Genomic DNA, 11,627 nt, shown 5'->3' with positions numbered 1-11,627 from the left:
CGCAGGCGCCGGCCGCTTCCCCGCTCGGGGCGCCCGTCCCGGTGAACCCCCCGCCGCAGAGCCCGGGGAGGGTGAACGGCGCCGACCGGGAGGACCCCCTGTTCACCGGTCCCTGACCGGCGGCCGGCCGCTCAGCCGTACCTGACCGCGAGGAACAGCGCCAGCGCCGCCGCCCCCCAGATCATCGCGACCTGCCCGCGCTCGCGCGCCACGACCTGCCGCAGACCGGTGACCCGCCGGCGGCTGAGCCGCAGATCGGACACCGCGCGCCGCGCGCGCTCCCAGTGCACCCCCATGTAGATCGCCAGTGCCGCGACACCGATGAAAAGCAGAAGGTTTCCGCTCATCAGACCCGCCTCCGTTTTCGCGGAAGCTCAGATTGAACAGCGGATCCGGCCGTGCGGTCCGTGTCCGACGACACATTCCCCGGAAACCATGCGGAACCGGCCTGACCGACCGGCGGCCGACCCGACCGGCCGGCCGGGGTGCGGTCAGCCGCCGAACCGCTCCGGGTCGATCTCGATCCAGATCTGCTCCGCGCGGCCCAGCAGGCGCCCGTCCGACCCGTACAGGGCCGTCGCGGCGTGCATCTTGCGGCCCTCGCGGCTGCGCGCGAAGCCCAGCACGACGCACTCCTCGCCCGCCCGCGGCACGTCCATCACCTGGCCGGTCATCGTGCCGAGGACGGCGGGACGCTCCGCGACGTCGAACGACCACCCGCCGGGGCAGTCCAGCGCCGCCCACACCAGCTCCCGCTCGGGCACCCGGTCCGGCACCCAGGGCGCCGCGACCGTGCCCTCGGCGACCGGGCCCGGCTCCAGCCGCAGCCCGTCGCCCGGCTCCCGCTCCGGCCCGCACACGAAGCAGCCGGGGAACGGGTGCGACTCCGCCGCCCGGTACTTCTCCGCCGCCTCCGCGGCCCGCTCGAACGGCACGGCCGGGATCGGCGGGACCACGATCGCGCCCGCCAGCGCCTCGGCGATCAGCAGCTCCCCGTTCCAGAGCCGCGCGCTGTGCCCGCGCTCGTCGTCGACGGTGACGGTGAGCTCGGTGTCCAGCGGCGGCGGCCGCCGGAGCGTCACCGTCACCGTGTCGATCGGCACCCTCCCCGCGAGGCGCCCCGCCACGTACCCGCCGTTCCCCGAACCGTCCGGCCCGTGGAACCGCCCGTCAATGATCACTTTCGCCTACCCCCGTGCTGAACGCACCCCGAACAAACGGCACGATCCTAATGAACCGCCCCGACATTCCCCCGTGCCACCCCCGGCGTGGAGCGCCGGACGCAGAACTATACGGCCCGCGACGGCTGCGGGCGGCCGGGCCGGGTGGTGAAGAACACCGACAGGGAGCCCCTGAGGCGGGCGCGGACGGTCGCCTCGTCGACGGGACCGTCCTCCTGGACGGGCGTGCGGTCGAGGGCGCGGTCGATGAGGACGTCGATGTTGCGGTCGGCGACGAGGACGGAGCACGTGTCGCACGCGTACCACGGATAGAGCATGTTGAGGACGGCCACGGCGGTGTCGTCGTCCGACAGGTGCGTGGTGTCGAGCTCGACCTCGAACATGTCGGTGTCCTCGGGGTCGAGCGTCGGGTAGTAGAGCCAGCTCGGCCCGTCCGCGCCGCAGAAGTCGCAGCCCGGGGCCCGCGGGGCGGCTTCGCCGACGGCGAGTTCCAGCTCGTGGTCCCACGGCTCCACCCGCCGGTTGTGGCGGTAGCCCACGCCGTCGAGCGACCCCTCGCGGTTGTGCGTGACGTCGTGCACCTCGCCGCCGCAGCGAGCGCACATGAAGCCCAGGTCCTCCATGTCCCTCCCTATCGCTGAGGCACCGGCTCTCACAGTATCCGTCCGGGGGCCTCTCTCGTACCCGGCCGCGCGATCCCGGCCGGTGCCGCTCTATCCCGCCGGTCAGCCCGCCGGGACGCGGTGCCGGGCCAGGTGGGCGAGGACGGACTGGTTGGCCTCCCACCCGTCCGGGAACTTGACCGGGACGCCCAGATGCACCGGTTCGGCAGACGGGTGCGCGTCGAGCAGCTCGGGGATGCCCGCCCGCGCCACGACGACGCACGCGTGCCGGTGCCGGGACGCCAGCACGCAGAGGCGCCCCGACTCCAGGTGGAACGCGGTGGCGTCGCGGCGCCCCGACAGCGGATGCAGCACCACCGTCATGTCGTACTCGCGGCCCTGGAGCCGGTTGGCGGTGTCGACCGTGATGCCGGCGCCGTGCGGGCCGAGCGCCGCGCGGATCGCGGCGACCTGGTCCCGGTGGGCCGCGCCGACCGCGATCCGGCCCGCGCCGACCGGGTTCGGCCCCTGCTCGGAGTGGGCCACGGGTCCGCGCTGCAGCAGCCGGACCGCCAGCGCCGCCGTCGCGCGGACGGCCTCCGCGTCGGTGCGCAGCGTATGCCGGGCGGGCAGCTCGTAGAGGCTCCACCCGGTCGCCGCGGCCTCTTCGAGGGCCCGGTCGTAGGTCGTGCCCATGCCGCGGGTGCCGAACTCCAGCCGCCGGTCGTCCGGCCCCGTCCCGGCGCGGAACCCGGTGAAGGGGTAGAACGCCTCCGACACCACCGGGGCCGCCGACGCGGGCAGCCGCCACGACACCGGGAGCCGGTGGACGGGCAGCCCCGGGTTGTGCGCGAGCAGGACCGACACGGCGCTGCGCATCGGGTCCCACGCCAGGCCCGCCCAGCGCTCCACCTCGACGGTGGAGAACGGGTCGAGCTGGCCCGGGTCGCCCACGAACAGCGCGCGCTCGAACCGCCCGGCGATGCGCAGCAGCATGTCCGAGCGCATCTGGTACGCCTCGTCGACGATCGCCCACGGCCACGACCCGTCCGAGAGCGTCGCCCACTTCGCGGCGGTCGCGATCACCACGGGGTGCTCGGCGAGGTCGTCGGCCTTCTGCGCGACCCGCACCCCCGGATGCGCCAGCACCCGCTCGGACGGCACGTACCCCGACGCCGACAGGCGGCCCAGCGGCACGTCCGGATGCCGGCCGGCGAGGCGTTCGACGAGGTCGTCGACCTGCTCGTTGGTCTGCGCCACGATCATGAGCCGCTCGCCCGCCGCGACCAGGTGCCCGGCGGCGCGGACGACCAGCGTGGACTTCCCGGCGCCCGGCGGGGAGTCGACCACCACGCCGCGGTGCCCGCCGGCGAGATCGGCCAGCACGGCGTCGACGACCCGTGCCGCCGCCTTCCCGGGGTCTTCGGAGGGCGGCTCCGGATCGGCCGCCGCCCGCAGCAGCCGGGGGCCCGCGTGTTCGGTCACGACCATTCCTCTTCGGCGTCCTCGTGGGTGGGCACGTAGTCCTCGGGGGGCCCGCCGTGCGTCCACGGCGTCTCCTCCCGGTCGGGGAACCTCGCCACGCCGAACGAGCCGTCCGTCAGCGAGGTGAAGCACACCCGGTCGTCGGCCGCGGGGACGACGCCGGGCTCGGGCGTGAGCTTGCGGCCCATGCCGCCGGTCAGCTCCAGCAGCACCGCACCGCCTTCGATCCCGACGATCCGGCCCTTCAGCGCCGGCCGCGCCGCGCTGCACACGGTCGTCCCCGGGTCCAGGCGGACCGGGTCGGCCGTCGCTATCCGCACGAGGGGGCGCAGCTTGGGCCGCTTGCCCGTCTCGTCCAGCCGCGCCGGGTCGGACTCGGTGACGACGCCGCCGAACGCCTGCCCCGCCAGCCGGTGCTCGGCCATGACGAGCGGGTCGTCGAACGCCCGCTGGGCGTCGTAGGCGTCCTGCGCCCGTTCGAGGTCGTGCAGCCGCCGCGCCGCCCGGACCGGCGAGTCGCGGCGCGCCTGCGGGTACGCCTCCCCGAACGTCTGGTGGTAGTAGGTGAACGCGTCCCGGTCGCGCTCCCACCGCCTCGGCACGCTCGCCCCCTCCGGCAGCCTCCGCAGCACCTCCACCGCCCGCCACATCAGGTCCCACGTGGGGGTCAGCTGGCCGGCGACCGCCTCCCGCAGCCGCTCCTCGGCGACCTGGCCACCGCCCGAGCGGTCGTAGGCGGCGATCGCCGGGGCGAGGACCTCGTTGTCGAACGTCGGGTCGGTCGCCGGGCCCGCGGGCGGGCACACCACCGGGTCCTCGGCGCGCGCCGCCGCGGCCGGGCCGTCGAGCCCGTCCGGCGGGTCGATCCAGCCCATCAGCGCGGCGAGGTTGCCGTCCTCCAGCGAGCTCTGCCCGGTCGCCCAGTGCAGCCGCAGCAGCTCGGTCATCGCGCCGAGCAGCGACGAACCGGGATGGTCGTACCGGTCGGCGAACCACGTCAGCCACCGGCCGAGCACCGGCACCGCCGGGTCCACCGCGTACGGGCCCTCCGTGCTGCGGAACCGCGTCGAGCGCCCCATCAGCCGCAGGAACGCCACCCCGCCCCGGTTCGGCACCAGCAGCTGCGGCGCGTCGCCGTACCGGATCCGCTCCTCGCCCTCCTTGCCGGGCGGCAGCTCCTCCACCTCGCCCCGGCTCGTCTCGACGTGCTTCAGCACCAGCCTGGCGAGGTCGGCGGCGAACGCGAACCGCAGGTCCCGGTTGCGCGGCTGCGGCACCACCAGCAGCTCCGGCGCGTCCGGCGCGCTCCCGGCGAGCACCGCCAGCGGCGCCGCCGCCTCCCCGGCCAGCCGCAGCGGCACCAGCACCAGCGGCGCGTCCGCGACGTGGCAGTGCCGCACCGTCGCGAGCGGCCGCGCGGCACCCGCGGCCGCCGCCTCCAGCCGCGCCAGCGAGGACAGCGCGCTCACGCCGCACCCCCCGCGCGGCGCGGCGGCGGAAGGCGGCGCCTTCCCCCCTCGCTCGTTCCCCGTCCGTCAGTCCAGGCGCCGTCGCTCATCGAGGGATCACGCGACCCCTTCCAGGGCTTCGGCGCGGAGGCGGGCGGCGGCGCGCAGCTGCTCGGCCGTCTCCGCGAGGTCGTCGGACGGGTCGAGCGAGCCGTCCGCCAGCGCCAGCGCCGTCCCGATCGTGTCGACGCCGCCGAGGTCGTCGCGGACGGACCGGCCGAGCGCCCCCGTCGACCCGCACGCGCGCGCCTCGTCCCGGCAGAAGAACGCCATCTCGCAGCCCGACATGCACTCGGGCGCGTACCGGGCCTCGACCGCGCGGACCGACTCGGCGAGCCGCTCCCCGGGCTCGAACGTCAGGTCGCCGGGCAGCTCCGCCAGGATGTCGTCGATGCGGGTGAGGCGCGCGAGCTGCCGCTCCAGGACCGCGAGCTGCGGCCGCACGTCCAGCGGGGTCGCCGTCGGGCGGTTGGAGAAGTTCTCCGGGCAGACGAGGAACACGTCGTGCGACACCCGCCCGGGGTCGTGGCCCAGCTCGGCCACCATCCGGCGCAGCGCCAGCACGTACACCGCCGACTGCCGCGCCGCCGCCGCGACCTGCTCGGGCTCGGCCTGCCCGTCCACCACGGCGAACGACTTGATCTCGATGACGTGCAGCCGCCCCGCGAGCTGGAACGCGATCACGTCCGGCTCCAGGTAGGCGAACCGCCCGCCGATCTCCAGCCGCAGCAGCGGGTGGTCGAACAGCGTGCCCTCGCCGGTCTCCAGCGCGCGGGCGACCAGCCGCCGCGTCCGCGAGTGCCGCAGCTCCCGGCCCTCGTTGCCCGCGACGACCTCCAGATCGTCGTAGGCGACCTCGGGGACGTCCAGGCCGAGCCGCTCGCGCAGCAGCGTCAGCAGCTCCGCGCACCCGTCCGCCTTCACTTGCGCCTCGAACGCGTTCCCGCGCGTGATCGCGAACTGCGACTGCCCGAACGGGGCGGGGAAGCCGAGCTCCCGCGCCACCAGGGCCTTGTCGACGCCCGCCGCGTCCATCACGCCGCGGCGGGCGCACCCCGGGTTGGACGTCAGCGCGGCGATCGTCCGGGCGTCGTGATTGCGCGGGGCTGCGGCGCCGCGCAGCCCGTCCAGGTCGGGTGCGGTCTCGGTCATCGCTCCGTCTCTCCATTGCCGGCGGGGCGCCGCCCGGAGTCCCGCAGGGCCCGCAGGCGGCTGCCGAACAGCAGTTCGGCGTCGTCGAGCTGCGCGCGGGCGCGCCCGGCGGCGGACGCGCGCCGCCGCCGGTCCGGCTCGCGGTGCACGTCCAGCTCGGCCCGGGCGGCCTCGGCGAGCACGGCCGGATCGACGGTACCGACCGTACCGGTGACCGCACCGGGAATGTTGGACGCGAAACGCCACAGCAGCCGCTGCACGCCGGGGGAGGGCGTCCCCCGGCCCGCGTGCTCGGCCAGCCGGACGGCGGACGTCAGGAAGTCGGTGCGCGGGCTCAGCGGCCCGACGATCCGCTGCTCCAGCGGCCAGGTGCTCACGGTGAGCAGCCCGCGCGCCGGGGCGAGCAGGTCGGCGGTCAGCGCGGCGCACAGGTAGTAGGGACGCGCGTAGGGCGCGGTGCGGAACGAGCGCTCCTCGTCGCGGCGCAGGCTGGTGAGCCGGCTCCCCGGGACGCCGCCGGTGAAGAACGCCTCGTACACCGACCCGATGAGCTTGGGCGCGGCCGGCGCGCCGAGCAGCGTCAGCGCCTGGTGCACCTGCTCCCGGACCGGCAGCAGCCCGCGCGGACCGTCGCCGCGGTCGCCGGCCGCCCGGTCATCCGTGCCCGAACCCGTTCCTGAGTCCGTGCCGGAGCCTGTGCCGCTTTCGCCGAGGACGGCGTCGTCCCACGCCCGCTCCGCCCCGCGCAGTTCGGCGCGCAGCTCCCTGGCGTTCGAGCGGTCCCCGGCCGCCATGGCCCGCCGGACGGCGGCGCGCAGCTCGCTGATGCGCGTCTCCAGCTCGTCGGGGGTCGGGACGCCGGGGGACCGGAACATGCGGCAGACAGTACCGGAGCTTCCAGACAGTTCCCGGGTTTTCCAGTCTTTGTGGTCTTACGTCCGATGTCAGCGGGCTGCTCCCGGCACCGTCACCCCCGGCCGGCCGGGAAGCTCGCCCGGTACGTGGCGGCCATGTCCTCGTCCCCGTGCCCCAGCTCGATGGCGCGCCGGAACCGTTCGCCCGCGGCGTCGTTGACGTCCACCTTGATCCCGGCCGCCTCGGCGGCCGCGTGGATCAGCCGGGTGTTCTTCTCCGCGTTGCGGACGGCGAAGCTCGGCTCGAAGTCGCCCGTCAGGATCGCCTTCATCTTGGCCTGCAGGTAGGCGTTGTCGAGCGGCCCGCCGGTGAACACCTCGCCGAGCAGGGCGGGGTCGAGGCCGAGGCCCTCGGCGAGCGCGACCGACTCGGCGACGACGGAGGTCAGCGAGATCGCGTAGCTCACCGCGGCGAGCTTCAGCCGGGTGCCCGCGCCGCCCGCGCCGTCCTCGGCCAGCCAGAGCGTCTTGGCGCCGACGCTGCCGAACACCGGGTCGATGACCTCGCGGACGTCCTGCGGCCCGGCCGCGAGCACCAGGAGCTTCCCCTGCTCGGCGGGCTGCTTCGTCCCCTGGACGGGCGCGTCGACGAACCCGAGCCCGTGCTCGGCGGCGAAACCGGCGAGCGACGGCACGGACCCGACGCCGACCGTGCCCATCTGCGCCCAGACCTGGCCCGGCCGCAGCGACGGGGCGGCGTCCCGCATGACCGCCAGGGCGGTGTCGCCGCCGTCCAGGATCGTGATGACCACCTCGGCGTCCGCGACGGCCGCGGCGGGGGAGTCGGCGACGGTCGCGCCGTCGGCCGCCAGGGGTTCCGCGCGTGACCGGGTCCGGTTCCACGCCGCGACCCGGTGGCCGTCCCTGAGCAGGGTGCGGGCCATCGCCGCGCCCATGATCCCGGTGCCGAGCATCGCGACCGCTGTCATGCTTCCACTCCTCCGGTTGTCGAACCGCGTTGTTCGCGCCAGCCCCCATGCGGTGACGGCGATGTCCTTCTTACCCCGGGACGGGCGGGTTCTTTGGGATCAGCCGAAAGCGGGGCTGTCGCCCGGCGTGTCGGCGTACGCGCCGGTGTAGGGCGCGGCGAACGCGTCCAGGGTGCGGTCCAGCTGCGCCGACCACCACGCCACCATGGCGGCCGAGCCGCGCCCGCCCGCACCGTCCTCGCCCAGGTACCGGTGCCGCAGCGCCGCGACGTCGCACAGCCGCCCCCACCATTCGCGGTGCACGGCCGACTGGATCTGCCCGGCGTCCAGCGGGAACGCCGAGCGGTGCCCCCGCACGAACGCCTGGACGCGGTCGAGGTCGAGCCCCCGCTCGTCCCCGCACGCGAACAGCCGCGCCGCCGCCCGCACGACCTCCCCGGCGACCGGGCCGGTCGTCAGCCCGTCCCAGCCGAGGACGGCGGTGACGTTGCCCGACCCGCCGTACCGCAGGTGCGCGGAGTCGAACGAGCCGTGCAGGTGCCCGACCGTGGTCACCTCGATCTCGGGCGGCTGGTGGCCGGCGAACTCGGCGAGCAGCTCCCGCCGCTCCCGCAGCCGCCGGGCGGTCAGCGCGTCGAAGTCGGTCCCGCCGTCGCCGGGGACGTCGCGCAGCATGGCGTCGACGGCGGCCACCGCGTCCGCGGCGCGCGGCGTCGGCACCAGCAGGCTCTGCTGGACCGGCGGTGTGAGCCCGTCGAGCGCCGCGTGCAGCCGCCCGAGCAGCTCCCCGAGCGCCTCGCACTGGCCGAACGTCAACTCCAGCCCGCCGCGCCCGCGGCCGCCCACCCACGGGTACAGGACGTAGCCCCGCCCCGCGGCGGTGACCAGCGTCCGCCCGCCGCGCGCCGGCACAGGCGCGAGCACCGGAAGACCGGCCTCGTCGAGCGCGGTGGTCACGGCGTGCTGGAACCGCATGCGGCGCCGGTCGGGCTCGGCGTACTCCCTGAGGAAGTACGCGCCGCCCGCCGCGTCGACGCGCCAGCACCGGCCGGACCCGGGCTCCACCGCCTTCGCGTCCGCCGGTGCGCCGATCTCCCAGCGACTCAGCAGCCGCGGTGGCGGAGCTTCGGCGCCGGCCCCGGGGTCGGCACTGTGTGACGTCGGCACCTCGGCACCTCGGCTGCGTCGGACGGGCGGTGGTCGAATGGGTGTTCTACGGCGACGCTACACGCCGTCCCCGCCCCGCGAAAGGGAACCGCCCGGCTCAGGCGCGTTCGAGGACGACGACGGGGATGTCCCGGGTCGTCTTCTCCTGGTACTCGTCGTACGCCGGCCAGACGGCCGCCATCTTCCGCCACAGCGCGGGCTTCTCGTCCGGCGTCGCCGTGCGGGCCCGCGCGGTGAACTTGTCGCCCTTCACCTGGACCTTCACCTCGGGGTTCGCCTGGAGGTTCGCGTACCAGAGCGGATGGTCGTCCGCCCCGCCCTTCGACGCCACGACCAGGTACGCGTCGCCCTCGGGCTGGTAGATGAGCGGCGTCGTGCGCTCCTTCCCGGTGCGGCGCCCGGTCGTGGTGAGCAGCAGGGTGACCGTGCCCTGCCACTCGTGCCCCACCTCGCCGTCCGTCTCCTGGTAGCGCTCGACGTGCTCCTTGCCGAACAACATGGTCTCTCCCTCGTCCAGCGTCCGCATCGGCCGCGCGTAGAGCACGGCCGTCCTCTCAACCTCCGAACCCTCGTTGCCCTTCCCGGGGGAACCCCGCTGATACATGGCGCTCATTACCCTGGGCGGGTGAGCGACGCGGCTGAGGTGGCGCGGCGGTGCGCCGAGACGATGTACGCCAAGGACAAGGTGGCCCAGGACCTCGCGATGGAGATCACCGAGATCTCACCGGGGCGGGCGCGGCTGCGGATGACCGTCGGCGACACGATGGTGAACGGGCACGGCATCGCCCACGGCGGCTACGTGTTCCTTCTCGCCGACTCCGCGTTCGCCTACGCCTGCAACAGCCATGACGCCGTGACGGTCGCGGCGTCCGCCGACGTCGTCTTCGTCGCACCCGCCCGCACCGGTGACGTCCTGGAGGCGGCGGCGGAGGAACGCGTCCGCTACGGCCGCAGCGGCGTCTACGACGTGACGGTGCGCCGCGTCGCGGACGGAGAGGTGATCGCGGAGTTCCGCGGCGGAAGCCGCAGCCGCGACCAGCGCGTCCTGGACGACGCCCCCTGACTCAGAGTTCGTTGAGGAGCTTGGTGAGCTGGGCGCCGGTGTCGTCGGGGCGCGCGGCGGTGATGCACAGGTTGTTCATCGCGCGCATGTAGGTGTCGACGTCCGTGGGCTTGTCCAGGTACAGCGCGCTGGTGAGCTGCTCCAGGTAGACGACGTCGGACAGCCCCGGCTCGGCGAACCGCAGGATGGTGAACGGGCCGCCCGCGGCGGCGTGCCCGCCCGCGCCGAACGGCACGATCTGCAGCGTGACGTTCGGCAGCTCGGACACCTCGATCAGGTGCTCCAGCTGCCGCCGCATCACCTTGCGGCCACCGAGGGGACGGCGCACGACGGCCTCGTCCACAACGGCCCACAGTGTCGGCGCCCCGGGCGAGGTGAACCGCGCCTGCCGGATCGTGCGGAGCTGCACCCGCCGCTCGACCTCGTCCTCGGCGGCGTCGGAGAAGCCGAGCCGGACGACGGCGCGCGCGTAGTCCTCGGTCTGGAGCAGCCCGGGGACGAACTGCAGCTCGTAGGTGCGCAGCAGCGAGGCGGCCTCCTCCAGGCCCAGGTACACCTCGAACCAGCTGGGCAGCAGGTCGCCGTACCGGTGCCACCACCCCGGGGTGTTGGCCTCCCTGGCCAGCTCCAGGAGCGGCGCGCGCTCGGCGGGGTCGGAGACGCCGTAAAGGGTGAGCAGATCGGCGACGTCGCGTTCCTTGAATCCGACGCGGCCGAGCTCCATTCGGCTTATCTTGGAGTGCGATCCGCGGATCTCGTAGCCGGCCTCCTCGGTGGAGATCCCGTGCTCCTCCCGCAGCCGGCGCAGTTGCGCGCCGAGCAGAATGCGCAGGACGGTGGGGCCGCCACGCCGTGGGTATTCGATCAGCCGTCCGGCCGGATCACCTTCGGACGGTGGTGTGGGGGCAGCTGAATCCTGGGCCAAGGGGTCACCAGCCAGTCGACGGGTCTGCTCGGGGGCGGAACGGCACCGCCCCATGTTAGAGGATCCCAACGGGTTTTTGGGAAGTATGAAAATCGTGACCGCTTCGACTCGTCCGACGCCGCGCCGAATGCGTGATCGCCCTGGGCCGCAGGGCCGGTGAGCTGTGCTGTCGGTGGCCGATTCGCTGCGGAACGTGTCATCGTGCTGCGGACCGAGATCACGGGATGGTCATTTTCGGGCACCCGGGGGGACCTTGGCCGACGAATTGCCCGGCGTTCCGGCACACGGCGACCAGCCGATTCAATCGGCTCTTTTCTGTGGCCTAGCGTGACGGGCCGATGACGGAGATCATCCATTCCTTGTTCTCCGGAGAGCCCGCCGCGCCGCCAGGTGACGAAGCTCTCCTCGTGAACGGGTGTGGTCCGGGACGCCGGCGGCGTTGAAGGGATCAGAGGGGCGATCACCATCGCCGCTCCGCAGAGGCGACCACCACACACGCGTATCTGGGAGAAATGAGAATGAACGCGACCCGTGAACGGCCCGAGATCCGGTTCCTGACCTCCGGGGATGTCACGGCGCACGAGCGCGCGGCGGCGGAACGCGCCGTCCGGACCGCGCTGACGTCCGCCGACGGCGTCACGTCCGTGCAGGTCACCCTGAGCGTCGTGGCCGACGCGTCCCTGCCCCGCCCGGCCCTGGCC

General features: G+C 74.4%; 12 protein-coding genes and 1 pseudogene. 2 read left to right on the top strand and 11 right to left on the bottom strand.

The genetic code is table 11. The features are described 5' to 3' along the window. Positions 1-131: 131 nt before the first annotated feature. The 10 genes from E1200_RS24815 to E1200_RS24770 all read right to left on the bottom strand — a co-directional run bounded on the left by E1200_RS24815 (position 132) and on the right by E1200_RS24770 (position 9,437). Positions 132-347 carry a hypothetical protein gene (locus E1200_RS24815; protein ID WP_131954487.1) on the bottom strand — a complete coding sequence of 72 codons (216 nt, stop codon included), beginning with the start codon at positions 345-347 and terminating at the stop codon, positions 132-134. 144 nt (positions 348-491) lie between these two features. After that, positions 492-1,181, bottom strand: a complete 690-nt coding sequence (locus tag E1200_RS24810) for a hypothetical protein (protein WP_131954486.1) — start codon at positions 1,179-1,181, stop codon at positions 492-494. A 107-nt stretch (positions 1,182-1,288) separates the two neighbouring features. Then, positions 1,289-1,804 carry a hypothetical protein gene (locus E1200_RS24805; protein ID WP_131954485.1) on the bottom strand — a complete coding sequence of 172 codons (516 nt, stop codon included), beginning with the start codon at positions 1,802-1,804 and terminating at the stop codon, positions 1,289-1,291. 102 nt (positions 1,805-1,906) lie between these two features. Further along, the gene (locus tag E1200_RS24800; protein ID WP_243708819.1) at positions 1,907-3,268 is read right to left on the bottom strand and encodes an AAA family ATPase; all 1,362 of its coding nucleotides are present in this window, start codon (positions 3,266-3,268) and stop codon (positions 1,907-1,909) included. Further along, a complete protein-coding gene (locus E1200_RS24795; protein WP_131954483.1) occupies positions 3,265-4,737 on the bottom strand; it encodes a hypothetical protein in 1,473 nt (490 codons plus the stop codon). Before E1200_RS24795 ends, E1200_RS24800 begins: the two co-directional genes overlap by 4 nt. 96 nt (positions 4,738-4,833) lie before the next feature. After that, positions 4,834-5,928, bottom strand: a complete 1,095-nt coding sequence (locus tag E1200_RS24790) for a hypothetical protein (RefSeq protein ID WP_131954482.1) — start codon at positions 5,926-5,928, stop codon at positions 4,834-4,836. After that, positions 5,925-6,803 carry a hypothetical protein gene (locus tag E1200_RS24785; protein WP_131954481.1) on the bottom strand — a complete coding sequence of 293 codons (879 nt, stop codon included), beginning with the start codon at positions 6,801-6,803 and terminating at the stop codon, positions 5,925-5,927. The genes E1200_RS24790 and E1200_RS24785 overlap by 4 nt, the downstream gene beginning before the upstream one ends. 92 nt (positions 6,804-6,895) lie before the next feature. Next, a complete protein-coding gene (locus E1200_RS24780) occupies positions 6,896-7,771 on the bottom strand; it encodes an NAD(P)-dependent oxidoreductase (RefSeq protein WP_131954480.1) in 876 nt (291 codons plus the stop codon). A 99-nt stretch (positions 7,772-7,870) separates the two neighbouring features. Then, positions 7,871-8,938, bottom strand: a complete 1,068-nt coding sequence (locus tag E1200_RS24775; RefSeq protein ID WP_131954479.1) for a phosphotransferase — start codon at positions 8,936-8,938, stop codon at positions 7,871-7,873. A 97-nt stretch (positions 8,939-9,035) separates the two neighbouring features. Next, positions 9,036-9,437: a nitroreductase family deazaflavin-dependent oxidoreductase gene (locus E1200_RS24770; RefSeq protein ID WP_131954489.1), complete on the bottom strand. Its 402-nt coding sequence runs from the start codon at positions 9,435-9,437 to the stop codon at positions 9,036-9,038. 168 nt (positions 9,438-9,605) lie between these two features. On the opposite strand from E1200_RS24770, the gene paaI reads away from it, so the two are divergent. Then, positions 9,606-10,001 (top strand): hydroxyphenylacetyl-CoA thioesterase PaaI, encoded by a 396-nt coding sequence (gene paaI / locus E1200_RS24765; RefSeq protein WP_131954488.1) that lies wholly within the window; start codon positions 9,606-9,608, stop codon positions 9,999-10,001. A gap of 1 nt (position 10,002) precedes the next feature. Here the strand turns inward: paaI and E1200_RS24760 are convergent, their stop codons facing one another. After that, entirely contained in the window at positions 10,003-10,869 is an 867-nt protein-coding gene (locus E1200_RS24760) for a helix-turn-helix transcriptional regulator (protein ID WP_243708820.1), read from the bottom strand. Between the two features lie 575 nt (positions 10,870-11,444). Between E1200_RS24760 and E1200_RS24755 the strand changes: the two are divergent. Next, positions 11,445-11,627: pseudogene (locus E1200_RS24755) on the top strand (hypothetical protein); the annotation flags it as partial.

It is taken from the genome of Actinomadura sp. GC306 (genome assembly GCF_004348665.1).
Classification (GTDB): Bacteria; Actinomycetota; Actinomycetes; order Streptosporangiales; family Streptosporangiaceae; genus Spirillospora.
This window is presented reverse-complemented; position numbering and strand designations above follow the sequence as displayed.

What these genes read in the sequence shown, in the direction of transcription:
- E1200_RS24815 (WP_131954487.1), bottom strand. Translation starts at nt 347, where the DNA reads ATGAGCGGAAACCTTCTGCTTTTCATCGGTGTCGCGGCACTGGCGATC.
- E1200_RS24805 (WP_131954485.1), bottom strand. Translation starts at nt 1,804, where the DNA reads ATGGAGGACCTGGGCTTCATGTGCGCTCGCTGCGGCGGCGAGGTGCAC.
- E1200_RS24790 (WP_131954482.1), bottom strand. Translation starts at nt 5,928, where the DNA reads ATGACCGAGACCGCACCCGACCTGGACGGGCTGCGCGGCGCCGCAGCC.
- E1200_RS24785 (WP_131954481.1), bottom strand. Translation starts at nt 6,803, where the DNA reads ATGTTCCGGTCCCCCGGCGTCCCGACCCCCGACGAGCTGGAGACGCGC.
- E1200_RS24780 (WP_131954480.1), bottom strand. Translation starts at nt 7,771, where the DNA reads ATGACAGCGGTCGCGATGCTCGGCACCGGGATCATGGGCGCGGCGATG.
- E1200_RS24770 (WP_131954489.1), bottom strand. Translation starts at nt 9,437, where the DNA reads ATGTTGTTCGGCAAGGAGCACGTCGAGCGCTACCAGGAGACGGACGGC.
- paaI (WP_131954488.1), top strand. Translation starts at nt 9,606, where the DNA reads ATGTACGCCAAGGACAAGGTGGCCCAGGACCTCGCGATGGAGATCACC.